This window comes from Rhizobium sp. WSM1274, from assembly GCF_025200775.1.
GTDB classification, from domain to species: domain Bacteria; phylum Pseudomonadota; class Alphaproteobacteria; order Rhizobiales; family Rhizobiaceae; genus Rhizobium; species Rhizobium leguminosarum_I.
Genome location: NZ_CP104138.1, coordinates 2,889,906 through 2,913,783 on the forward strand (window position 1 = coordinate 2,889,906; position 23,878 = coordinate 2,913,783).

Sequence of the window (23,878 nt, forward strand, 5' to 3'; positions counted from 1 at the left end):
TTGCGAATCACGGGCGAAAAAACAGCAATGCCCGGGACCTTGATCCCGGGCATGAACGGTGCCGAAGCACGGACTCAGTTCGACTGGCGACGCAGGAATGCCGGGATTTCCAGCTGGTCGTCTTCCTGCATCATCCGGGCCTGCGGAACTGCTCGGCCCTGGTCGTCGAGGTTGCCGCGACGCGGTGCGTAGAGGCTTGCCTCAGGCGACAGCGGACGGCGCTGCTGCGAAGCGGCCGGCGGTGCGGCAGTCATATCGGCGGCAACGGCGTCGTCGTCGCGGCGGCCAAGCGAATTGGTGATTCGCTTGAGCAGGCCCATCGGACCGCGCTCTTCCGCCGCATGCGCGGAGGCCGGCTGCGTGCGGTGGTCGAGTTCGGCCTGGACGACCGGCGGGAAATCCTCGACCTTCGGCATGCGCATCGGTTCGGGCGCCTGGCGGATGATCGGCTCCTGCCGAACCGGCTGCTGGACCGGCTGGCTTATCACCGGCTGGCTCATGACGGGCGCCGGAGCTTGCTGCTGCACCGGTGCCGGACGCATTGCCGGAGCTTCCGGTGCAGGCGCGAAGATCTTGCTCTGCGGACGGAAGGTTTCCTGCTGTACGACCGGCTGCTGTAGCGGTGCGGCGGCACGCGGGGCCGGAATTTCGAGCTCGCGTTCCATCTCGGCTTCGCGGATGGTCTGCGCGATCGGATCCATGGCCTTCGGTGCCTGCATCACGGGGGCAGGCTGAACTGCGGCCGCTGCCGGAGCAACAGCCGCGGAGGGACGGATAGCGGGCCTTGCTGCCGGCTGGAGGTTCCGCTCGGCGGCTTCGTTCATCGCCCGGTCGATGCCGGTTGCGACGACCGAGACGCGGATGATGCCTTCGAGCGATTCGTCGAAGGTGGCGCCGAGGATGATGTTGGCATCAGGATCGACTTCCTCGCGGATGCGGGTCGCGGCTTCGTCGACTTCGAAGAGGGTGAGGTCGCGACCGCCGGTGATGGAGATCAGCAGGCCCTGGGCGCCCTTCATCGAGGTTTCGTCGAGCAGCGGGTTGGCGATCGCAGCCTCTGCGGCCTGCAGCGCGCGGCCGGAGCCGGAAGCTTCGCCGGTGCCCATCATCGCGCGGCCCATCTCGCGCATTACCGAGCGGACGTCGGCGAAGTCGAGGTTGATGAGGCCTTCCTTGACCATCAGGTCGGTGATGCAGGCAACGCCCGAATAGAGAACCTGGTCAGCCATGGCGAAGGCATCGGCGAAGGTCGTCTTGTCGTTGGCAATGCGGAAGAGGTTCTGGTTCGGAATGACGATCAGCGTATCGACAGACTTCTGCAGTTCCTGGATGCCCATCTCGGCCAGGCGCATGCGGCGCCCGCCCTCGAAATGGAACGGCTTGGTGACGACGCCGACTGTCAGGATGCCCTTGTTGCGGGCCGCCTGCGCGACAACGGGAGCAGCGCCAGTGCCGGTGCCGCCGCCCATGCCGGCGGTGACGAAGCACATATGCGTGCCGTTCAGGTGATCGACGATTTCGTCGATGCACTCCTCGGCGGCCGCGCGGCCGACTTCCGGCTGCGAGCCGGCACCGAGGCCTTCGGTAACGTTGACGCCGAGCTGGATGATGCGCTCGGCCTTCGTCATCGTCAGCGCCTGCGCATCCGTGTTGGCGACGACGAAGTCGACGCCCTGGAGGCCGGCGGTGATCATGTTGTTGACGGCATTGCCGCCACCGCCGCCAACGCCGAACACGGTGATGCGCGGCTTCAGCTCTGTGATGTCAGGCTTTTGCAGCTTGATGGTCATGGTACCTGTTCCTTCTCTCTCTGGCCGCATCGCCACGCCGGCCAATTACGCAATTTCAGAAACTTTCCTTCAGCCACTGGCCCATGCGGGCTATGCGGCTGTTATTTCCCCCAAGCGACATGAGCAGACCGCTCTGTGACGCATGTGTCTCCATGTCCGCGACCTGCGGATAGATCATCAGGCCGACGGCCGTCGAAAAAGCCGGCCCCTTGGCCGCCGTCGGCAGCCCCGAAACGCCCATCGGACGACCGATGCGGACGTTGCGGGCAAGGATGCGCCGCGCCACATCGGCAAGGCCGGTCAGTTGGCTCGCCCCGCCGGTCAGCACGACACGCTTGCCGACGATCGGGCTGAAGCCGGAGCGCTGGATGCGATCGCGGATCAGTTCCATCGTTTCTTCGATTCGGGCGGACACGATGCGCGAAACCAGTGCCCGCGGCACCTGAGACGGTTGGTCGCGATCATCCTCGCCGATCGGCGGGATCGAGATCAGCTCGCGCTCGTCGGAGGAATTCGAAAGGGCCGAGGCATGCACGACCTTCAGCCGCTCCGCATCCTCGATGCGGGTCGAAAGGCCGCGCGCCAGGTCGGTGGTGACGTGATGGCCGCCGAGACCGACGGCATCCGTATGAACGAGCTTGCCCTCGGCAAAGACCGAGATCGTCGTCGTGCCGCCGCCCATGTCGATCGCTGCGCAACCGAGCTCGACCTCGTCGTCGACGAGAGCCGCAAGGCCCGATGCATAGGGCGTCGCGACGATGCCCTCGACCGACAGATGCGCGCGATTGACGCTAAGCTCGAGGTTCTTCAGCGCCGAGCGCTCCGCCGTCACGACATGCATGTCGACGCCGAGCGCATCGCCATACATCGCCAGCGGATCGCGGATGCCGCGCTCGCCGTCGAGCGAGAAGCCGGTCGCCAGCGAATGCAGCACCGAACGGTCGTGGCGCAGCGACTGCTGGCAAGCCGCCGACAGCACCTTCTTCAGATCGTTGAGCTCGACTTCCTGGCCACCGAGATCGATCGTCGCCGTATAGATGTCGCTGCCGAGGCGGCCGGCCGTCAGGTTGACGATCAGGCTTTCGACGGTCAGCCCCGCCATGCGCTCGGCCGCGTCAACGGCGAGACGGATGACGCCTTCCAGCGCGTCGAGATCGGCGATAACGCCGGTCTTGATGCCACGGGAACGCTGGTGGCCGATGCCGATGATCTCGATATTGTGCGTGCGGCCCGGCAGGATCTGGCTTTCCTCGCGCGGCGTCAGCCGGCCGATCATGCAGACGACCTTGGTCGAGCCGATATCGAGCACCGAAACGACATGCGACCGCTTCGACGAAAGCGGCTTCAGGCGCGGCAATCCGAAATGGGATGAACCGAACAAGCTCATATATTCTGCCCCGCCTTCTTCAATTCTTTCGTACGCTCCGTCACTGCCGTCTGCCTGCGAATCGCCGCCTCCGGCGTCAGCTGGATCGCGGTTCTGTCGGCCAGCCTGAGATCGACTGCAGCAATGTCCCGCTCCAGGAGCTGATGCTCCTTGTCGAACTTCGAAAGCGTCGCCAGTGCTTGGTCGATACCGTCTTCCGGCAGCTTGACGACGACGCCGTTGTCCATGTGCAGGTCCCAGCGACGGCCGGATATCCAGACATAGGCCTTCACGCGGGCCTTCACGTCGGGCCACTTCGAGAAGGCTTCGTCGAGCGAAGCCGCCGCCGTTTCGGCATCGCGGCCGACGACGAGCGGCAGCGCCGAAAACTTGTTGTCGCGCAGCGGCGCAATGACGCTGCCGTTCTTCTCGATCAGGGAAAGCTCCTGTCCGTGCTGCCAGATCGCATAGGCCTGGCGCTCCTTGAGCTTCACTTCGATCGTTTTCGGATAAATCTTGCGGACCTCGACATTTTCGACCCAGGGAAGATGGGCGATCTTCCGGCGGGCGGCATCGACGTCGAGGGCGACCAGCGAGGTCGTGCCGTCAAGGCCGATCAGTTGCAGGATCTCGATTTCGGAGGTCTCCGAGTTGCCAGAGACCTTGACGTCCTCGATCGCAAAACCCGCGGCCGTCGTTGTCGCCTGCGCGACGGCCTCGGTGTGGCCGCCGAGCGACATGCCGTAAAACCCCGTCGCAGCCAGGAAGGCGAGTGCGGAGACCGTGCCCGTATGAACGGGAATATGGATGCGGCCGCTGCAGAGGCTGATCAGGAAGCGCGTGACCCGGCGCAGCGGGCGCGGCAGCACAAACCGCTCTTCGGCTTCCATGATCGGAAGCACGGCATGATGGCTGGGGCGCCCAATCCTCTTGACTGTCAACGCAAACAAGACGCGTCCTCCACCATCCACCGGAGAAACTGACCAAAGGAATAGCCGGCATGACCGGCCATTTCGGGCACGAGCGAGGTTGGAGTCATCCCTGGCTGGGTATTGACCTCCAGCCAGATGATTTCGCCGTCTTCGGAGAAACGATCGTCGTAACGAAAGTCGGACCGACTGACGCCGCGACAACCGATTGCCTGATGCGCCCTTAGGGACAATGTTTGTATTTTTTGGTAAATATTCGGTGAAATTTTCGCGGGGATGACGTGTTTTGAACCACCCGCCGCATACTTGGAGTCGTAATCATAGAAATTGTGTCCCTGCGGCACCACTTCCGTGACACCGAGGGGAGTTTCACCCATGACACCGCAGGTGAGTTCGCGACCGTAAACATAGCGCTCGACGATCACTTCCTCGCCGTAACGCCATTCGGGCGAGCTGACGATCTGTGGCGGATGCGCCTGATCTTCGGTGACGATGACGACGCCGAAGCTCGACCCCTCGCGGACGGGTTTCACCACATAGGGCGGCTTCATCGGATGCGTCGAGGGAAAGGCGAAACGGTTGACCACCTGCGATTCGGCGATCGGAATGCCGGCGGCGCCGGCAACGAGCTTCGCCTTGTCTTTGTCCATCGCCAGCGCCGAGGCAAGCACGCCCGAATGCGTATAGGGGATTTCGAGATATTCGAGGATGCCCTGAATGGTGCCGTCCTCGCCGAACGGGCCGTGGAGCGCATTGAAGACAACATCGGGCTTCAATGCGGCGAGTTTCTCGGAAACGTCGCGCGCCACGTCGATGCGCGTCACGTCGAAGCCCTCAGCTTCGAGAGCTTCTGCGCAAGCCTTTCCCGAGGAAAGGCTGACAGGCCTTTCCGAGGAAAATCCGCCCATCAGGACAGCGACATGCTTGCAACTCATCAACACCCCCAAAAAATAACTTCCATTCTCGAAATCGACGCTTGCGCGAAGCTGTCTGCGCCGTTTCAGGCCTTTGTCCGACCTGGGTGCATTAGAGCATCATTATGGTTAATGAAGTGTTTACTTTCGTTAACTCCGTCTTGCCGCGCCCTTGATTTTTTAACCTTCGCTTCTTCGGGAGTGTCGGAGCGAAGATGCCCGCCGACCCGCGAAAACAGAAAAGCCCGCGCAGAAAAACCGCGCGGGCTCAATGGGATAGATCATGTCTTGCAGTCAGTCGGCATCGTCGAGGATTTTCCACACGAGTCCGCCGAGCGCCCCACCCGCAAGCGGCGCAATCCAGAACAGCCAGAGCTGCTGCAGCGCCCAGCCACCGACGAAAAGCGCCTGGCCGGTGGAACGCGCCGGATTGACCGAGGTATTCGTCACGGGGATAGAAACGAGATGGATCAGCGTCAGCCCGAGGCCGATCGCAAGCGGCGCGAAGCCCGCAGGCACCCGGCTGCTGGTCGACCCCAGGATGATGATCAGGAAGAACATGGTGAGCAACACTTCGATCAGCAGCGCCGAAAGCAGTGAATAACCACCCGGAGAATGATCGCCATATCCGTTGGCGGCAAAGCCGCCGAGCTCGAACCCCGCCTTGCCGCTGGCGACGAGATAAAGCAGCGCCGCCGCAGCGATGGCGCCGACAATCTGCACGACGACATAGGGAACGAGACGCGCCGCCGGAAACCGTCCGGCAACCGTAAGGCCAAGCGAGACGGCAGGATTGAAATGACCGCCCGAAATGCCGCCCACGGCATAGGCCATGGTGAGCACGGTCAGACCGAACGCAAAGGCCACGCCGACAAAACCGATTCCAAGCTCGGGATAGGCGGCCGCCAGCACGGCGCTGCCGCATCCGCCGAAGACCAGCCAGAACGTGCCGAGAAATTCGGCAAATAGACTCTTTTGCATGCGCGCCTCCTTAACTCCAACCAAGAGTTTAGATGAATCCGTTACAATTTGATTCCGGTCAAGCTCGCGGACATTGCTGTGGCAAGCTTCACGCAAGGATCGAGAAACGTGTTCGACATGCGATACCTACGGCGTCAGGAGACGTTTTCTCAGATCTGAAATTGCGCTAAGACCCGCCAGCCTCCCAGGGCGCTCCATAGAAATATTGATTGGAATGAAAATGACAGACGCGATCTCCGCATCGCCGACTCCCGCCTCGAACAGCGCGCAAGTCAATTCTCCGGCTCGCGTCCTCATCGCCAGCCTTGTCGGCACTACCATCGAATTCTTCGACTTCTACGTCTACGCGACGGCAGCCGTCCTCGTCTTCCCGCATCTCTTCTTCCCGGCAAGCGATTCGAACGCCGCAACGCTGCAGTCGCTCGTCACCTTCTCGATCGCCTTCTTCGCCCGCCCCATCGGCGCCGTCATTTTCGGTCATTTCGGCGACCGCATCGGCCGCAAGGCGACGCTCGTCGCCGCGCTGATGACGATGGGGCTTTCGACGGTCCTGATCGGCATGCTACCGGGCTATGATGCGATCGGCATCGCAGCACCCTTGTTGCTGGCGCTTTGCCGGTTCGGTCAGGGCCTCGGCCTCGGCGGCGAATGGGGCGGCGCCGTTCTGCTTGCCACCGAAAACGCTCCTCCCGGCAAGCGCAGCTGGTACGCCATGTTCCCGCAGCTCGGCGCGCCGATCGGCTTCATCCTCTCCTCCGGCTTCTTCCTCATCCTGGCGGAAACGATGAGCAACGAGGATTTCCTCGACTACGGATGGCGCATTCCCTTCATCGCTAGCCTCGCCCTCGTCGCCGTCGGCCTCTATGTCCGCCTCAAGATCGCCGAGACGCCGGAATTCCGCAAAGCCGTCGAAAAGCACGAGCGCGTCGCCGTGCCGATCGAGGTGGTCTTCCGCGGTCATCTGCGCAGCCTGATCCTCGGCACCTTCATTGCAGTCGCGACCTTCGTACTGTTCTACCTGATGACAGTCTTCACGCTCTCCTGGGGCACGACACCCTTGGAAAAGGGCGGGCTCGGTTATACGAGAGAGCAGTTCCTGGTCGTCCAGCTTGTCGGTGTCGTCTTCTTCGGCCTGACGATCCCACTCTCCGGCTGGCTCTCCGACCTCTACTCGCGCCGCCTCATCCTGACGCTGACGACGATTGCCATCGTGATCTTCGGCTTCTTCTACGCGACGCTATTGACCAGCGGTCTGACCGGCGCTTTCCTGTGCTCGATCATCGGCCTCGCCTTGATGGGCTTCACCTATGGTCCGATCGGCGCTGCCCTTGCCGCTCCCTTCCCGACCATGGTGCGCTATACCGGCGCCTCGATGACCTTCAACCTCGGCGGCATCTTCGGCGCTTCGCTCGCCCCTTATATCGCCACCTGGCTCGCCACCCATTACAGCCTGGACTATGTCGGCTACTACCTCGCCGCCTCGGCGGTGATCTCGCTGGTCTGCATCCGGCTGTCGGGCCGCGAGGAAGTCTGAGCCATCTGCCGTGCAAGCAAAAAAAGCCGCGGCACTCGTCGCGGCTTCAGACGGCTATCCAGCGTGCTTTGTGCGTTTATAGCCTGGCAATCGCGAGGAAGATCATACGGCGGATCTCTGCGTGGCTGGCATCATCGGTCGGCTTCACCCTCGTCGACAGGCATTATTTTCTGCATGTTGCTCCGTGCCGGGGAGCGGCTACCGCAACATTCCTTGAGGCTTTTCCCTGAACCGCAAGGACATGGATCTTTGCTCCTGCGCTGCAGGCGACCGATCAGGGGGAGAATAACTGCGGTCGGCAAGAATGCGGCGACAAGAGTAAACAACTTGGCTGAAATGCCGGGAACGACGCGGCGATGGCCGGAGTTGAAACCGCTCCAGGCCCGCTCAGCGACATATTCAGCGTCCAGCTTGGGCAATATCTTGAAGAGAGCCGCCCGGTTCGCGCCGGCCTTTTCAAGGAATTCGGTGGATACCGGTCCTGGCGCCACACATGTCACGGTAACGCCAAAACGGCGCACTTCCTGATGGAGCGCGTCCGAAAAAGAGCGCACAAAACCTTTGCTTGCGTAATACAATGCCATGTACGGCCCGGGAACGAGACCCGCTACGGAGCCGAGATTGATCACGCCGCCACGTCCGCGCGCCAGCATTCCAGGCAGGAAGCGAAGGGTCATGTCGGTCAGGGCGCGTATATTGACATCGATAATCCCCATCTGATCTTTGACAGGGAGTAACGTTGCTGCGCCTCGCAGACCATACCCGGCACTGTTGACCAGGACGCCGCAGACCAAATCGTTGGCAACTAGAAAAGCCTCAAGACGCCCCGACGCATCGGCTGCGAAGAGATCCAGCTCCAACGTGAAGGGCTCACCACCTGCCTGCCGTACGTCGGCCGCTGCAGCGGCGAGGCCTTCCGGCGAACGCGCGACGAGCACGACGACATTGTGTTCGCGTGCCGCAACCTTTGCGATTGCTCGTCCAATGCCGCGGGAACCGCCAACCACGACGACAGCCAACCGGGGCTCACTGTGCGGTGTCACTTCGATGTTCCTACCGTCGTCACGATGGTAGGGGCTCCGCTCTGGGCGAGGCTTTTTACTTCGTCGGCGACCTCGCCGTTCAAGATCCTTTCGAACCGTTCCAATGCTCGTGCGACATTCGCTCCATCCATGACCCTGTGGTCGTAGTGGATGCGGACAGCAACCGATCCATGCTCGCCGATCGGGCCGTAGTTGAAAAGTGTGGTCAACGGACTGAGAGGGTTGAGAGACTCCGCTCCGAGACCCGAATAGACAGACAGTTGGAAGGTGCCGAAATAGCGCGCTCGCTTCCGTCCTATATTGAGTCCGAGCCACATCAGCAGCCACCTCACAGGGGCAGGTGCGCGAGCAAGCTTCAGGGAGCGCCGAAACTCCTTGATCTCCAGAACCGGAAGTGACCTCGCTGAACGGATCAGCGTCTCCAGCTCGGTGATTGAGCGTTGCTCGGGACCTTTGATGGTGCTCAGCAGAACGACCCGCTCTCCGTCGTGCTCGCGCTCATGGGCAATGGAGGCGACGCTGGCCGGATATTCATACAGCTGTGGCCACGGAAACTTGATATAAGCACGCCGCAATTCAGGAATTTCTTGAGAGAGCAGAGCGTATCCCTTCAAGAAAAGCACCGTCCAGGACGGCCGGGCATCCGCTCCGTCTCTTGCATCCACGAGGGGCCGAAGGTTCATTTGCCGCTGGACCGTCACACGCGGCACCCCGATCGAGAATCTCATCAGATCTCCGACAAGGCGTCGCGATGCCGAGAGCTTGATCGTTCGGCCTCTCATCTTGCCACCTCTAATAAAGATAAGGGATGATGCGCTTGGTCTTCGCCATGTACGCGTGGTATTGCGGGCCGAAAACTTCCAGCATCATACGTTCTTCCTTGTCCACCCTTAGGAAGAATAGAACGGCGAAGCCGATCAGGCCCGCCATGCCTGCCACCCAGTTCGGCAGCAGAAACGCTTGTGAAAGCCCCATCAAAAGGAACGACGTGTACATCGGGTGGCGGACAAGGGAGTACGGGCCAGCGCATATCAATTCGTGCTGCTGGCGAATCTCCAGCGTAATCGACCAGTTTCGTCCTAATTGCTTGTGGGTTCTTCGAAAGACCCACATCGCGGCGCAGAACAGTATTGTCCCGATCACGACGGCCCACAAATGGGCGGTATGGTCTGCTGCCTCAGGCATGCCCGTCGCGACGTAAAATCCCGGCACGATCGCAAGCCCGGCGAGGGCTGCCGCAAGCCCGACCGCCTCTGAACCGGTACGGCGATTACTGACGACCGGCACTCGCTTTGCGCGACGCTCAAATGGGTATCGAATGATGCACCATGCAACAATTCCGAGAACCCAGACGACCTCGCCGACGACGGCTGCTGATAAGTTCAAATCAAGTCACCAGAACCTTTCCATGATCTGCCTTCGTGGAGACCCGGTAGTCAACCTGTATTCATCTCCCGAAGGTTTGTAATGAACTGTTGCGGCCTTAGCCAAATGCTGGGCGCCTTATAACCCATGTGCCGTGCGATATCCGCCACAAAGGCATTGCAGTTGTATACCGATGCCTCCCAGAGACGAGAGGTTGCCTGCAGTTTGCGTATATACGCAACTGTGTCGTTATATTCATTATCACTCAGCATCACACGCCAGCTTGCTGATCTGTACTGCTCTTCCAGGTCACCGTCCGTCGCTCCGGTCGTGGCAGGAACCGGTATGAAGTGGCCTATTACATATTGCGCGGCATCGGGAGACGCTGGGGCAAGCCCTGCAACTTCGGGATTGATCATATTTCCGTTTTTATCCGCCTGCCCAAAAACGACGTAGGTGTGGCCGTAGGTCAGCGCATAGCGTGAGCGGAATTCGATGAAATGTCGATTTGATTTGTTTTCAGCCGTATTGGTTGGAGCTACGCCTCTGCCGTTGGATGTATAATGCGGTAAAGGCCTTTTGTCTTCTGTCTGGCATGACGATGCCACGAACGCCAACATAACAACTAGCGACACACCGCCTCTTCCAAGCGCCATCACTAAGCTCCATATGCAGGCCCTGACGAATGCGAGCCCGAAGTCAGCAATAAAATGCCACTCTTGCGCTGTGAGTTACGAAGGAGCGCAGCTTGGCGGTTTATGTAAGAAGAGGAAGGGTCTATGTGACCCTTCCTAAGAATCAGACGCGATATGCTACTTGTAGACTGCTTCTGCCGGCGGTGGGGCTTTCCCCTTGCCTTTGCCAATCGACCCGCAAGCACTCAGATTGGCCACCGCAAACATCGCAAGGATTACGATTAGAATTCTGCTCATCAAGAAGTCCTCTCCTCATCATGGCATAGCCTTCTAAGCTACACCTTAAAGTTTAGCGACACTCAGTACCCTGGATAGGGCAGACATGATGCAACATGCAACGAATCTACATTAGCAGATACATAATGCTATGGCCAACCCCACGATTTCAAATGGTAAACACCATCAGATGACAACTACGCGCGTGCCTACGCGTGCACGGGAGTAGAGGTCGACGATGTTTGCGTTCGTCAAGCGAATACACCCATTCGAAACAGCACGGCCTATCGACCAGGGGGCATTCGTTCCGTGCAACCGGAACAGGGTATCTTGTCCGCCTTGATAGAGGTAGAGGGCCGCTGCACCGAGAGGATTGAGCGGTCCTCCCGGTACCCCATCGGCATATTTGGCCAGGCGGGGCTTGCGCTGAATCATGTCATTGGTGGGCTTCCACGAAGGCCACTCTGCCTTATAGCCGATGGTGGCCTCGCCCTTGAAACTCAGTCCTTCCTCTCCGACGGCAACGCCATAGCGAGTCGCCAGTCCGTCTGCCTCCACGAAGTAAAGGTAGCGGCTCGCCGTATCGACGACGATAGTTCCGGGCGGTTCACTCCCCGTATAGGCGACCTCCTGTCGTCGATAGCGGGGATCGGAATCCGGATCCCTCGCGAATCGGTAGCCCAGTGGCGGCCCATCGCCCGAAGTACATCCAAAAAGCATTAGAGCCAGGCTCCCCAGCACGAGCCCACGGCGTGTAATATGCTGTTTGTCCATTTCCACCTGCCAAGTAACTCCGTCGATCCCGTTCATTCCAAATTAGCCCGTTCATTCCAAATTAGATTGCGACATCTTTTGATAAAGACACTCAACTCTGTGGAGGATGAGTTCGCAACACTGGCAACATCTGAAGCTGCGCAATACCATGCCCCTCTATTTATCCGTGAAACCCCTTGCATCAACAATCGCGCCGATCGAATATTAACATATCAACAAGGACGGAGACGATGAAGCTTTGCCTGGAAGGAAAAATCGCGATCGTTACGGGTGGGGGTTCCGGTATTGGTGCCGCGGTTTCCCGTCAACTCGCTGACGAGGGTGCGGAGGTTGTTGTCGCCGATATCAATGCTGACGCAGCACACACGATTGCCGCCGCGATCAGATCAGAGGGAGGCCGCGCCCATGAATTTGTCGTCGATGTCAGTGACAGTGGCGGTGTGCAGAGACTTGTCGATTTTACCGTCGAGACATGTGGCGGCTTGGATCTGGCGGTCAATAATGCGGGAATCGATGGGGTGCGCGCAGCGGTCGCAGACTATCCGCTCGACAATTGGCACAAGGTGATGAACGTCAATCTGAACAGCGTTTTCTATTGCATGAAATCCGAAATTGGCGCGATGCTCAAGCTGGGCGGCGGCGCAATCGTGAATATGTCTTCCACTCTCGGGACCGTTGGATTACCCACCGCGGCGGCATACACCGCAGCCAAGCACGGGGTCGTTGGACTGACGAAAGTCGCTGCGATGGAGTATGCCAGATTGGGTATCCGCATAAATGCCGTCGGTCCCGGCTGGATCGAAACGCCACTTTTGTCAGCGCATCTTGAGGCGGCGAGCACGCGACGCATGGCAGCACTGCAACCGATGGGCAGGCGTGGAAAACCGGAAGAGGTCGCGACGCTTGTGTGTTTCCTCCTGTCCGAGCAGGCCAGCTTCATCACTGGGGTGCACTATTTGGTGGACGGGGCCTATACCGCTCACTGAAGGGGCTGTGCTGCTGAGTGAGGGACCGGTGTTCTGCCCCAGAAAGCACGATGCGTAGATTCAAAGTGTTAGAGCGTCCTTGGTGCGTCCGAAAGGACGCACGGCGCTCCAACGTGGCGGCTTTTTATTGATGCCGTGGGCACTTCCGGTTAACCGGAACACTCACGGCAAAACGGGGAACAGATCATGCGATGCCTCATTACCGGCGCGGCCGGCTTTGTCGGTGGGCCTCTCGTCGAAAGACTGGATGGAGAGCGGATATGCGAGCTTGCGGTAACGACGCGATCTGCAGCCGCCAGCTTCCCGACATCTGTGCGGCATTTCCCCATCGAGATAACAAGCGAAACCGATTGGACAGCGGTTCTCGAGGGTATCGATGTCATCGTCCATCTCGCCGCTCGTGTTCACATCATGAACGACCGCGCAGCCGATCCGCTTGCGGAATTTCGTCGGATCAACACCACCGCTACGTTGAACCTCGCCGAGCAGGCCGCCCGCGCGGGCGTAAAAAGGTTCGTCTTCATCAGCAGCATCAAGGTCAATGGCGAGGAAAACGTTCGACCCTTCCGGCACGACGATACGCCAATGCCGATCGATCCCTATAGCATTTCAAAGTTGGAAACTGAAATCGGGCTGCATAAAATTGCCGCCCGAACAGGCATGGAAGTCGTGATCATTCGCCCGCCGCTCGTCTATGGACGCGGTGCGAGGGGCAATTTCGCCCTGCTCGTCGGACTTGTCAGGAAGAAGATACCGCTCCCCTTCGCGTCGCTGAAGAACCGCCGGACATTGGTCGCGCTTCCAAATCTCGTCGATCTGATCATCACCGGGATGAAGCATCCCGGCGCAGTCGGCCAGACCTTTCTCGCGGGTGATGGAGTAGATCTTTCGACTCCCGGGCTTATCGAAGGGATTGCCGCAGGATTGGGCGTCAAACCGATGCTGCTCCCCTTCCCCCCCGCCTTGTTGCAGATGGGCGCGAGGATCACCGGAAAGGCCGCCGTCTACCAGCGTCTTTGCGGTTCCCTGCAGGTCGATATATCCCATGCCCGCGACGTGCTTGGCTGGTCGCCCGTCGTCACGCCGTGCGAGGGTCTGAAGCTTGCGGTGACGTAACCGTTACTCGCTCGTCACGCCGTGGAACGGACGCACTTCGCGGCCGGGCATGAAGACGCCGAGGCGTTTGATTTCCCATTCGAGCTTGATGCCGTCTTTTTCGAAGACCTCGCGACGCACCTGTTCGCCGAGATATTCGAGGTCGTAGCCGGTTGCCTGCCCCATGTTGATCATGAAGTTGCAGTGAAGCGACGACATCTGCGCTCCGCCGATGACGAGGCCGCGGCAGCCTGCCTCGTCGATCAGTTTCCAGGCCGAATGGCCGGTCGGGTTCTTGAAGGTCGAGCCGCCGGTCTTTTCGCGCACCGGCTGCACCGTCTCGCGGTGATTGCGCACGGCGTCCATCTCGGCGCGGATCTGCGCGCGCTCTTCCGGATAGCCCTCGAACAGCACGGAGGTGAAGATCAGATCTGTCGATGCGGTCGAATGCCGGTAGGAGTAGCCCATCTCGGCATTGGAAAGCACATGCTTATCGCCCTTGCGGTCGACCGCATGGACTTCGATCAGCCGCTCGCGCGTCTCGACGCCGTTAGCCCCGGCATTCATGCGCGCCGCGCCGCCGACGCCGCCGGGAATGCCGTAGAGGAAATGAAAACCGCCGATGCCGTTGTCCATCGCCATCGCCGCCACATGTTTATCCGGGCAGATGGCGCCGGCGAGAATCCGGTTTTCGCCGGCAAGCTCGACGAAGCCGAACCCCTTGGCCGACAGGCGCAGCACGACGCCGGGGATGCCGCCGTCGCGAACCAGGATGTTGGAGCCGACGCCGACCACCGTCAGCGGCACCTCTTCCGGCAATATCTTCAGGAAGGCGATGAGATCGTCGATGTCATGCGGCTGGAACATCAGTTCGGCCAGACCGCCGGCCCTGAACCAGGTGACACGATCCATCGGGGCATCCGGCGTGATACGGCCGCGGATATCCTTTACACCGTCTCCGAGAGACGCGAGAAGCTTTTCCCCATTCACCTGTTTCATACGGACTTTCCCGATAGGCCTTCCAGTTGCTTGGGCAGCGCCGCCGCCCAGGATGTAATGCTCCCAGCCCCCAACAGAACCACGAAATCGCCAGGCTTTGCAACCTCCGCGACCATCTGCGGCAAAAGCTCCGCCGAGCTTAGAAAGCGGGCGTCGCGATGGCCGCCGGATTTGATGCGCGACACCAGCGACACGGAATCGATACCCTCGATCGGATCTTCACCCGCCGCATAGACGGGTGCCAGGAAGATACTGTCGGCATCGTTGAAGCAGGCGGCGAATTCCTCGAACAGGCTCGCAAGACGGCTAAAGCGATGCGGCTGGTGGACGGCGATGACACGCCCCTTGCAGGATTCTCGGGCGGCGCGCAGCACCGCCTTGATCTCGACGGGATGGTGGCCGTAATCATCGAATATCTGCACGCCGTTCCACTCACCGGTCAGCGTGAAACGGCGCTTGACGCCACCGAAGGAGGCAAGCCCCTTGGCGATATCGGCGCTCGATATGCCGAGCCGGTTGGCAACGGCGATCGCCGCCGTTGCGTTGGAGATATTATGGCGCCCCGGCATCGGCATGACCAGCCCCTTGAGCTCGATAACCTGGCCGGTGCGGCGGCGACGGATTTGGACGTCAAAGATCGAGCGCGTGCCGTCGATGCGCACATTCATGAAACGCACGTCGGCCTGCGGGTTTTCGCCATAGGTGATGATCTTGCGGTCCTCGATGCGGCCGACCAACGACTGCACCTCGGGATGGTCGAGGCACATGACGCCGAACCCGTAGAACGGCACATTCTCGACGAACTGCCGGAAGGCGGCGCGCACGGCGTCGAAATTGCCGTAATGGTCGAGATGTTCCGGGTCGATATTGGTGATGACGGCGACATCGGCCGGAAGCTTCAGGAAGGTGCCGTCCGATTCATCGGCCTCGACCACCATCCACTCGCCCTCGCCCATGCGGGCATTGGTGCCGTAGGCATTGATGATGCCGCCATTGATGACGGTCGGGTCAAGTCCGCCGGCTTCGAGCAGCGCGGCGACCAGCGACGTGGTCGTCGTCTTGCCATGCGTGCCGCCGATGGCGATCGCATTGCGGAAGCGCATCAACTCGGCCAGCATCTCGGCGCGGCGCACCACCGGCAGCAGCTTTTCGCGCGCGGCGATGAGTTCCGGATTGCTCTTCTTGATCGCCGTCGAGACGACGACGACTTCGGCCTCACCCAGGTTTTCGGCTCGGTGACCGACAAACACTTCGATGCCCTTGTCGCGCAGGCGCTGGACATTGGCGCTGTCAGCCTGATCCGATCCCTGCACCTTATGGCCGAGATTGTGCAGCACCTCGGCAATGCCGCTCATGCCGATGCCACCTATGCCGATGAAATGGACGAGGCCGATCGTCTTCGGCAGTTTCATGCGCGTGTCCTCTTGAATTCTGCAATTGTCCGTCTGGCGGCAATAGCCTCAACCATGTCGGCAAGCAAGTTCGCTGCATCGGGTTTCCCGGCGCGTTTCGCCGCCGCCGCCATGTGCAAAAGCTTTTCCGGATCGTTCATGACAGCCGTCAGGATCGCTGCGATCTTCTCCGGCGAAAGCTCCGACTGGGCGATCACCTTTGCCCCGCCGGTCGCAGCAAGTGCCGCCGCATTCACCGCCTGATCGTGATCGAGAGCGTGCGGGTAAGGCACGAGCACGGCAGGCCGGCCGATGACGGAGATTTCCGAAACCGTCGAGGCGCCCGAACGGCAGATGACGAGATGCGCCCTCGCCAGCCTCTCGGCCATGTCGGTAAAGAAGGGGGCGATATCGGCTCCCATCTCCAGCTTGGTGACGCAGCCGCTGACCATTTCCATATCCTCGGGACGCACCTGCTGGGTGATGCGCAGGCGCACGCGAAGCGCCTCGTCGAGCAGGCTGATCGCCGTCGGCAGCGCCTTGGAGAAATATTGCGCGCCCTGGCTGCCGCCGAAGACGACGAGGTTGAAGGCCTCGCCGGGATGCGACGGCGTGTACGGCACCTCGGCCGCAGCGATGATCGCCGGGCGGACCGGATTTCCCGTCGTCACCGTCTTGTCTGGAAAGGCAGCGCCTCCCTCCGGCAGGAACCCGCCGGCGATGGCCTGCACGCGAGTTGCCAGGGCCTTGTTGGCGCGCCCCATCACCGCATTCTGCTCGTGGATCATCGAGGGCACGCCGAGCCGGGTGGCGGCAAGCAGCGGCGGCACGGTGGGATAACCACCGAAACCAACGACGATGATCGGCCGCAACCGCTGGATCAGTTTCTTCGCCGCCCGCATGCCGCTCCAGAGCGTCCATAGCGAGCGGGCGACAGCAACCGGGTTCTTCGAGCCGATCGTCGCCGACGGTACGACATGGATTTCCTCGGCCGGGAACTTGCCGGCATAGCGCTCAGCCCGGCTGTCCGTGACGAGATGCACCGAATAGCCGCGCTCCTTCAGCTTGAAGGCCAGCGCCTCCGCCGGGAACACATGGCCGCCGGTTCCCCCGGCGGCAAGCAGCACGATGCCTTTGCTCATAGTCTTCTACTCCGCCGGCATGCCGTGCGGGACGCGGAAGAGGCTCCGGTCCTGCGCCCGTTTTTCCGGTCGATGGCGCGTCAGCGCCAGAATGAAGCCGGCGGTGACGCAGATCGCGACCATAGACGAGCCGCCGTAGGAAATCAGCGGCAGCGTCATGCCCTTCGCCGGCAGCAATTCGAGATTGACGCCGATATTGATGATCGACTGAATGCCCATCTGCAGCACCAGGCCGGCGACGGCGAAACGGTTGAAGTCGTTGCGCTCGCGATAGGCATGCGACAGGCCGCGGAGCACCAGCACGGTAAACAGCGCAACGAGCGCCATGCAGAAGACGATGCCGAATTCCTCGGCCGCGACCGAGAAGATGAAGTCGGTATGCGCATCCGGGATGATGCGCTTGACGATCCCCTCGCCCGGTCCTTGGCCGAACCAGCTGCCGCGGATGATCGCCTCGCGCGCGGTGTCGATCTGGAACGTGTCGCCTTCGCCGGTCATGAATTTGTCTATGCGCAACGCAACGTGCGGGAAGACGTAGTAGGCGCTGAGCAGGCCGCCGGCGCCGCCGATACCGAGCAGCATGATCCAGATCCATGGCATGCCGGCCATGAAGAACATCCCGCCCCAGACGGCCGTGGTCAGGATGGTCTGGCCGAGGTCCGGCTGCGCGATGAGAAGGGCTGCGACGATGCCGAACAGAATGATGGCAAAGAGATTGCCGGGGATCTCCGGCTGGCGCGCATGTTCGGCAAACAGCCAGGCGCAGACCACGACGAAGGCGGGCTTCATGAATTCCGATGGCTGGATGGAAAGGCCGGCGATCCAGATCCAGCGCCTGCCACCCTTGACCTCCTGCCCGACGAACAGCACCAGCACCATCATCGCGACCGAGACGATCAGGATCAGGATCGCGGTTCGCCGCACCTGGCGCGGCGTGAGAAACGACAGCCCGAGCATGACGCCGATCGAGGGGATCATGAAGGCCGCATGGCGCTTGACGAAGTGAAAAGGCTCGAGCCCGATGCGTTCGGCGACCGCAGGAGATGCCGCAAACGACAGCATGAATCCGATGCCCATCAGGAAGATGAACATTGCCAGGAAGAAGCGGTCGATGGTCCAGAACCAATCGGCCAGAGGCCCACGTTCCGCGCGGCTTACCATGTCATTTCTCTCCTGTTGCCGGACCGATCAGCATCGCAATCCCGTCAAGCGCCGCCACGTGGCCGACGAAGGCTTCACCCCTGACTTCGAAATTCTTATACTGGTCGAAGCTTGCGCAAGCCGGGGATAACATCACGGCCGAAGCGGCGCTCTCGTCGCGTTCGGCATCGGCGGCCGCATGCGCGACGGCGCGCTCCAGCGTGTCCGATATTTCGTAAGGAACAGCCTCGCCGAGCGTCGCGGCGAATTCCGCCGCCGCCTCGCCGATCAGATAGGCCTTGGCAATGCGCGGAAAATAGGGGGCGAGCGTCGTGATGCCGCCAGCCTTCGGCAGGCCGCCGGCAATCCAGTAGATGCGATCATAGCTCGAAAGGGCCGGCGCCGCAGCATCGGCATTGGTCGCCTTGGAATCATTGACGAAAACGACGCGGCCACGCTGCCCGACCGGCTGCATGCGGTGCTTGAGGCCGGGGAACGAGGCAAGGCCGGCGCGGATGTCTTCGGCGGAAACCCCGACGGCGAGGCAGGCAGCGACGGCTGCAGCGGCGTTCTGCGCATTGTGGCTGCCGCGTAGCGTCTGGATGCCGTCGAGATCGACGAAAGGCAGCATCGCGCCGCCGGCAGCCTGGATCAGCTTGGTGCCCTCGGCATAAATGCCGTCGGCCACGACGTTGCGGCGCGAGATGCGGACCACCTTGACGCCCGCCCGCTCGACGCGGTCGGCAATCAGCGCCGAATGGCTGTCGTCGATGCCGACGATTGCGACATCGCTGCCGGCGACCAGCCGCTCCTTGATATCGGCATAATGCTGCATGGTACCGTGACGGTCGAGATGATCGGGCGTCAGGTTGAGCAGGATGCCGGCCGACGGGTCCAGCGTCGGCGCCAGATCGATCTGATAGGAGGAGCATTCGACGACGTAATAGCGCTCGGTCTTCGGCGGATCGAGCGTCAGCACCGCCGTGCCGATATTGCCGCCGAGCTGCGTGTCGTAGCCTGAAGATTTCAAGATATGGGCGATCAGCGCCGTCGTCGTCGACTTGCCGTTGGTGCCTGTTATGGCGATGAAAGGGCAATCCGGCGCATGGGCGCGGCGCTCGCGCACGAAGAGCTCGACGTCGCCGACGATATCGACGCCAGCCGCGCGGGCAAGATCGACAGTCCAGTGCGGCTTCGGATGGGTGAGCGGCACGCCGGGCGACAGCACGAACAGCGCCTGCTGGCTCCAGTCGATGCTGTGCAGGTCCTCCGTCCTGATGCCTTCAGCCACGGCCTTGGCGACGCTGTCTGGATTGTCGTCCCAGGCGGTCACCTCGGCACCGCCTGATATCAGCGCCCGGGCGGTGGCAAAGCCGGAGCCGCCGAGCCCGAAGAGCGCGACCTTCCTATCCTTGAGCGTCGTGACCGGGATCATCGCTGCCTCACCGGAGCTTCAGCGTCGAGAGGCCAAGCATCGCAAGACCGACGGCGACGATCCAGAAGCGGATCACCACCTGGCTCTCGGTCCAGCCCTTCTTCTCGAAGTGATGATGGATCGGCGCCATCAGGAAGACGCGCCGGCCGGTCATCTTGAAGAAACCGACCTGGATGATGACCGACAGCGTCTCGATGACGAAGAGGCCGCCGATGATCGCCATGACGATCTCGTGCTTGGTGGCGACGGCGACGGTGCCGATCGTGCCGCCGAGTGCCAGCGACCCAGTGTCGCCCATGAAAATGGCGGCCGGCGGCGCGTTGAACCAGAGGAAGCCGAGGCCGGCGCCGATGACGGCGCCGAGCACGACGGCGAGCTCGCCGGTGCCGGGCACGAAATTGATCTGCAGGTAGTTCGCAAACACCACGTTGCCGGCGAGATAGGCGATGACGCCGAAGGAGGCGGCGGCGATCATCACAGGCACGATGGCAAGCCCGTCGAGACCGTCGGTCAGATTGACGGCATTGCCGGCGCCGACAATGACGAAGCCGCCGAAGACGACGAACATGATGCCGATATTGATCATGAAGTCCTTGAAGAAAGGAAAGGCGATCGAGGAGCCGAAGGTCGAGCCGGCAATCCCCGAGGCAAGAGCGGTGCGCATCATGAAATAGACGGCGATGCCGGCGATGACGAATTCGATGCCGAGACGCGCCTTGCCCGAAAAGCCCATATGGCTCTGCTTCGTGACCTTAAGGTAATCGTCGTAGAAGCCGATCGCGCCGAAGCCCAGCGTCACCAGCAGCGTGGCGACGACATAGACGTTGGAAAGATCGGCCCAGAGCAGCGATGCGCCGATGATGCCGGCGAGGATCATCAGCCCGCCCATGGTCGGCGTGCCGGCCTTCTTGAAATGCGTCTGCGGCCCGTCGGCGCGGATCGGCTGGCCCTTGCCTTGGCGGATGCGCAGCGAATTGATGATCGTCGGCCCGAACAGGAAGACGATCAGCGCTGAGGTGAAGAGAGCGGCCCCCGTGCGGAAGGTAATATATCTGAACAAATTCAGAAATTTGAAATATTCCGACAGTTCGACAAGCCAGATCAGCATTCAGGGCCCCTTGTTTACCCGATCAAAATTCGCGTTGCGTGTCGGCAAATGGCGGGAACTTGTCAAGGAGCGCGGCGACGATCTTGCCGAAACCGATGCCCAGAGACGATTTCACCATCAACACGTCGCCCGGCGCGACCGAGTTCAATACATAGTCCGTCAATTCGCTCGTGTTCTCGCGATATTCGACATGGACGCTTTCCGGCAACGATTCCTTGAGCGTTGCCATCTCGGCTCCGGCCAGCCAGACATGTTCGATACCGGCGGCCAGCAGCGGCACCGCAAGGTCGGTATGGACCTTCTGCGCATAGTCGCCCATCTCAAGCATATCGCCGAGCACGGCGATACGGCGTCCGCGGCCGGTCGGCTCGGAGGCCGCCAGCAGCGCGATCGCCGCGCGCATCGAGGCCGGATTGGCATTGTAGCTCTCGTCGATCAGCGTGAAGCTGCCGCTGCCGATCGAAAGTCGGTGGCGCTTGCCCCTGCCCTTTTCCGGCTTCAGCGTCGCGAGCGCTTCGATCGCCTTCTGCATATCGGCGCCGACGATCCTGACGACGCCGAGCGCTGCGAGCGCATTCTCGGCGATATGGCGGCCCGGCGCGCCGAGCGCAACTTCCAGCGTCTCGCCGCCAATCGTCAGCCACAGCGTCGAATTCTCGTCGGAGCCATTGAATTCTGCGAGCCGGAATTCGGCCTTGGCATGCTGGCCGAAGGAATGGATATGCTCGATGCCGTGTGATTGCGCCGTGCGGTCGAGGAAATTGAACTGGTCGTTGTCGCGGTTGAGCACGACATGTCCACCGGGTTCGAGCCCCTCGAAGATCTCAGCCTTGGCGGCGGCGATTTCCTTGATATTCTTGAAATTGCCGAGATGCGCCGGCGCGATCGTCGTGATGATGGCGACATCGGGACGGATCATCGCCACCAGCGGCCGGATCTCGCCGGGATGGTTCATTCCGACTTCGAAGACGCCGTAATCCGTATCCTCAGGCATGCGTGCCAGCGTCAGCGGCACACCCCAATGATTGTTGAAGGAGGCGACGGAGGCGTGCACCTTGCCGGAGGGCGACAGCACATGCCGCAGCATTTCCTTGGTGGTCGTCTTTCCCACAGATCCCGTCACCGCGATGATCTGGGCCTTTGAGCGCTCGCGCGAGGCAAGGCCAAGCCGGCCGAGTGCCGCGAGCACGTCTTCCACGACGATCATCGGCACCGTCAGCCGACCCATGGCGGGAAGCCTCGCCTCGCTGACGACGAGAAGGGAGGCACCGTTCGCCATCGCCATCGATGCGTAGTCGTGACCGTCGACACGGTCGCCCTTGATCGCGAAAAAGGCTTCGCCTGGGGCAATCGAGCGGCTGTCGATGGAGATGCCGGTGATGCCTTCGGGCGGAGTGCCGAACGGGCGCCCCGCCATCGCTGCGATCATGTCTTCGGTCGTCCAGAGCCAGCTCAAGATTTCAGGTCCTCCAAGGCCTTGCGCACCTCCGCATGATCGGAAAACGGCAGGGTGACGTCGCCGATCGTCTGCCCTTCCTCATGCCCCTTGCCGGCGACGATCAGCGTATCGCCGGATCTCAGCATGCCAACCGCCTCGCGGATCGCCGCGGCGCGATCGGCAATTTCCGAGGCGCAGCTTGCTGCCGCCATGATCTCCGCCCGGATCGAGGCCGGCTCCTCCGAACGCGGATTATCGTCGGTGACGATGACGACGTCGGCAAGTCGGCAGGCGATTTCGCCCATGATCGGCCGCTTGCCGCGGTCACGGTCGCCGCCGCAGCCGAAGACGACGATGACGCGGCCGGTGGTGAAGGGTCTGACCGAGCCCAGCACGTTTCCCAGCGCGTCCGGCTTGTGGGCGTAATCGACATAGGCGAGCGCCCCGTCTTTTGTATGGCCGACAAGTTCGAGACGGCCGGACGCGCCGACGAGCTTCTCGAGCGCGGCCATCGCAACCTTCGCCTCAACGCCGGTCGACATGGCAAGCCCCGCCGCGACCAGTGCGTTGGCGACCTGGAAGTCGCCGGCCAGCGGAATGTCCACCTCGAAGATCTCGCCGCCGATATGGATCTCGGCCGTCTGCTTGTGGCGGAAGTGCTCGACCCGCTTCAACGAGAGGTAATCACCCTTTCGCCCGACGGTACGAACATCGTGACCGGCATCGGTGGCGGCCTTGATCGCCTGCGCCGACCACGGGTCGTCAGCGAAGATCACCGCTGGCGACCCCTTCGGCAACAGCGTATCGAAAAGCCGCATCTTGGCGGCCATATAGGACTCGATCGTGGGATGATAATCCATGTGGTCTCGGCCGAGATTGGTGAAGGCGGCTGCCGCAAGCTTCACGCCGTCGAGCCGGCACTGGTCGAGGCCGTGGCTGGAGGCCTCCATCGCGGCATGCGTCACGCCCTCTCCGGCAAGTTCCGCCAACAGTTCGTGGAGCGACACAGGATCGGGCGTCGTCAGCGCGCCATATTCGTTGCGCGTCGGCGAGACAACGCCCGTCGTGCCGATCATTGCGGCCGCGTGGCCGGCATGCGCCCAGATCTGCCGGGTGAAAGAAGCGACGGAGGTTTTGCCCGCGGTGCCGGTGACGGCGACCATGGTATCGGGCTGACTGCCATGGAAACGCGCGGCGGCGATGGAAAGGAAACGCCGCGGCTCCTTGACCGCAAGCACCGGGATCGAAGCAGCGACGGCTTGGGAGGCGATCGCGACGGCAGCGCCGCGGCCGGCGGCATCCGCGATGAAGCCCGCACCGTCCGCCTTGGTACCGGCGACCGCGACGAAAGCATTGCCCGGCGCCACCTTGCGGCTGTCCGAAGACAGGCCTGAAATATCAAGCAAGCCTGCCGGGCCTTCGAGCTGTGCTTCAAGTTCCGGAAACTGATCTCCGGCCAGGTCTCGCAATTTCATCGCACGCACTTTTCTCTCTTGAATCCGGTTCACCCCTCGCGAATCGGCGTCGATATTCATTC

At 61.5% G+C, this 23,878-nt stretch carries 22 protein-coding genes; 3 read left to right on the forward strand and 19 right to left on the reverse strand.

Annotation, left to right across the window (positions count from 1 at the left end; translation table 11 throughout):
• Nucleotides 1-74 precede the first annotated feature (74 nt).
• The 5 genes from ftsZ to aqpZ form a co-directional block, all read right to left on the reverse strand.
• A complete protein-coding gene (ftsZ, locus tag N2600_RS14605) occupies nucleotides 75-1,790 on the reverse strand; it encodes a cell division protein FtsZ (protein ID WP_222386292.1) in 1,716 nt (571 codons plus the stop codon).
• A 55-nt stretch (nucleotides 1,791-1,845) separates the two neighbouring features.
• Entirely contained in the window at nucleotides 1,846-3,177 is a 1,332-nt protein-coding gene (ftsA, locus tag N2600_RS14610; protein ID WP_260296602.1) for a cell division protein FtsA, read from the reverse strand.
• Nucleotides 3,174-4,106, reverse strand: coding sequence for a cell division protein FtsQ/DivIB (locus N2600_RS14615; RefSeq protein WP_260296603.1), 933 nt, complete (start codon nucleotides 4,104-4,106; stop codon nucleotides 3,174-3,176). Before N2600_RS14615 ends, ftsA begins: the two co-directional genes overlap by 4 nt.
• Nucleotides 4,094-5,020 (reverse strand): D-alanine--D-alanine ligase, encoded by a 927-nt coding sequence (locus N2600_RS14620; protein WP_260296604.1) that lies wholly within the window; start codon nucleotides 5,018-5,020, stop codon nucleotides 4,094-4,096. The genes N2600_RS14615 and N2600_RS14620 overlap by 13 nt, the downstream gene beginning before the upstream one ends.
• 273 nt (nucleotides 5,021-5,293) lie before the next feature.
• Nucleotides 5,294-5,980: an aquaporin Z gene (gene aqpZ / locus N2600_RS14625; protein WP_260296605.1), complete on the reverse strand. Its 687-nt coding sequence runs from the start codon at nucleotides 5,978-5,980 to the stop codon at nucleotides 5,294-5,296.
• 220 nt (nucleotides 5,981-6,200) lie between these two features.
• Here aqpZ and N2600_RS14630 point away from each other — a divergent pair, with 220 nt between their 5' ends.
• Nucleotides 6,201-7,514: an MFS transporter gene (locus N2600_RS14630; protein ID WP_260109073.1), complete on the forward strand. Its 1,314-nt coding sequence runs from the start codon at nucleotides 6,201-6,203 to the stop codon at nucleotides 7,512-7,514.
• Between the two features lie 131 nt (nucleotides 7,515-7,645).
• Here the strand turns inward: N2600_RS14630 and N2600_RS14635 are convergent, their stop codons facing one another.
• The 6 genes from N2600_RS14635 to N2600_RS14660 form a co-directional block, all read right to left on the reverse strand.
• Nucleotides 7,646-8,557 (reverse strand): SDR family NAD(P)-dependent oxidoreductase, encoded by a 912-nt coding sequence (locus N2600_RS14635; RefSeq protein WP_260296606.1) that lies wholly within the window; start codon nucleotides 8,555-8,557, stop codon nucleotides 7,646-7,648.
• The gene (locus tag N2600_RS14640; protein WP_260296607.1) at nucleotides 8,554-9,339 is read right to left on the reverse strand and encodes a hypothetical protein; all 786 of its coding nucleotides are present in this window, start codon (nucleotides 9,337-9,339) and stop codon (nucleotides 8,554-8,556) included. The genes N2600_RS14635 and N2600_RS14640 overlap by 4 nt, the downstream gene beginning before the upstream one ends.
• A gap of 10 nt (nucleotides 9,340-9,349) precedes the next feature.
• Nucleotides 9,350-9,943 (reverse strand): protein-S-isoprenylcysteine O-methyltransferase, encoded by a 594-nt coding sequence (locus N2600_RS14645; protein WP_260296608.1) that lies wholly within the window; start codon nucleotides 9,941-9,943, stop codon nucleotides 9,350-9,352.
• A gap of 50 nt (nucleotides 9,944-9,993) precedes the next feature.
• Nucleotides 9,994-10,578, reverse strand: a complete 585-nt coding sequence (locus N2600_RS14650; protein WP_064246030.1) for a hypothetical protein — start codon at nucleotides 10,576-10,578, stop codon at nucleotides 9,994-9,996.
• A gap of 156 nt (nucleotides 10,579-10,734) precedes the next feature.
• Nucleotides 10,735-10,854 (reverse strand): hypothetical protein, encoded by a 120-nt coding sequence (locus tag N2600_RS14655; RefSeq protein ID WP_026171022.1) that lies wholly within the window; start codon nucleotides 10,852-10,854, stop codon nucleotides 10,735-10,737.
• A gap of 165 nt (nucleotides 10,855-11,019) precedes the next feature.
• Nucleotides 11,020-11,607: a L,D-transpeptidase gene (locus N2600_RS14660; RefSeq protein WP_026237152.1), complete on the reverse strand. Its 588-nt coding sequence runs from the start codon at nucleotides 11,605-11,607 to the stop codon at nucleotides 11,020-11,022.
• Between the two features lie 230 nt (nucleotides 11,608-11,837).
• Here N2600_RS14660 and N2600_RS14665 point away from each other — a divergent pair, with 230 nt between their 5' ends.
• Together N2600_RS14665 and N2600_RS14670 are read left to right on the forward strand one after the other, a co-directional pair.
• Entirely contained in the window at nucleotides 11,838-12,593 is a 756-nt protein-coding gene (locus N2600_RS14665; RefSeq protein WP_260296610.1) for an SDR family NAD(P)-dependent oxidoreductase, read from the forward strand.
• Between the two features lie 186 nt (nucleotides 12,594-12,779).
• Nucleotides 12,780-13,709: a UDP-glucose 4-epimerase family protein gene (locus tag N2600_RS14670; RefSeq protein WP_260296611.1), complete on the forward strand. Its 930-nt coding sequence runs from the start codon at nucleotides 12,780-12,782 to the stop codon at nucleotides 13,707-13,709.
• Between the two features lie 3 nt (nucleotides 13,710-13,712).
• Here N2600_RS14670 and murB read toward each other — a convergent pair whose 3' ends face one another.
• From murB to N2600_RS14710, 8 genes are read right to left on the reverse strand one after another with little or no spacing between them, the layout of a single operon-like run.
• Nucleotides 13,713-14,687, reverse strand: a complete 975-nt coding sequence (murB, locus tag N2600_RS14675) for a UDP-N-acetylmuramate dehydrogenase (RefSeq protein WP_260296612.1) — start codon at nucleotides 14,685-14,687, stop codon at nucleotides 13,713-13,715.
• Nucleotides 14,684-16,099, reverse strand: a complete 1,416-nt coding sequence (murC, locus tag N2600_RS14680; RefSeq protein WP_017965101.1) for a UDP-N-acetylmuramate--L-alanine ligase — start codon at nucleotides 16,097-16,099, stop codon at nucleotides 14,684-14,686. The genes murB and murC overlap by 4 nt, the downstream gene beginning before the upstream one ends.
• Nucleotides 16,096-17,220 carry an undecaprenyldiphospho-muramoylpentapeptide beta-N-acetylglucosaminyltransferase gene (murG, locus tag N2600_RS14685; RefSeq protein ID WP_260296613.1) on the reverse strand — a complete coding sequence of 375 codons (1,125 nt, stop codon included), beginning with the start codon at nucleotides 17,218-17,220 and terminating at the stop codon, nucleotides 16,096-16,098. The genes murC and murG overlap by 4 nt, the downstream gene beginning before the upstream one ends.
• A gap of 6 nt (nucleotides 17,221-17,226) precedes the next feature.
• Nucleotides 17,227-18,381 (reverse strand): putative lipid II flippase FtsW, encoded by a 1,155-nt coding sequence (ftsW, locus tag N2600_RS14690; RefSeq protein ID WP_017965103.1) that lies wholly within the window; start codon nucleotides 18,379-18,381, stop codon nucleotides 17,227-17,229.
• Between the two features lies 1 nt (nucleotide 18,382).
• The gene (gene murD, locus N2600_RS14695; protein WP_260296615.1) at nucleotides 18,383-19,795 is read right to left on the reverse strand and encodes a UDP-N-acetylmuramoyl-L-alanine--D-glutamate ligase; all 1,413 of its coding nucleotides are present in this window, start codon (nucleotides 19,793-19,795) and stop codon (nucleotides 18,383-18,385) included.
• Nucleotides 19,796-19,802: 7 nt separating this feature from the next.
• Nucleotides 19,803-20,903, reverse strand: coding sequence for a phospho-N-acetylmuramoyl-pentapeptide-transferase (mraY, locus tag N2600_RS14700; protein ID WP_017965105.1), 1,101 nt, complete (start codon nucleotides 20,901-20,903; stop codon nucleotides 19,803-19,805).
• Nucleotides 20,904-20,925: 22 nt separating this feature from the next.
• Nucleotides 20,926-22,359: a UDP-N-acetylmuramoylalanyl-D-glutamyl-2,6-diaminopimelate--D-alanyl-D-alanine ligase gene (locus tag N2600_RS14705; protein ID WP_260296617.1), complete on the reverse strand. Its 1,434-nt coding sequence runs from the start codon at nucleotides 22,357-22,359 to the stop codon at nucleotides 20,926-20,928.
• On the reverse strand, nucleotides 22,356-23,876 hold the full coding sequence (locus tag N2600_RS14710) for a UDP-N-acetylmuramoyl-L-alanyl-D-glutamate--2,6-diaminopimelate ligase (protein WP_260296618.1): 1,521 nt from the start codon (nucleotides 23,874-23,876) through the stop codon (nucleotides 22,356-22,358). The genes N2600_RS14705 and N2600_RS14710 overlap by 4 nt, the downstream gene beginning before the upstream one ends.
• Nucleotides 23,877-23,878: the final 2 nt, after the last annotated feature.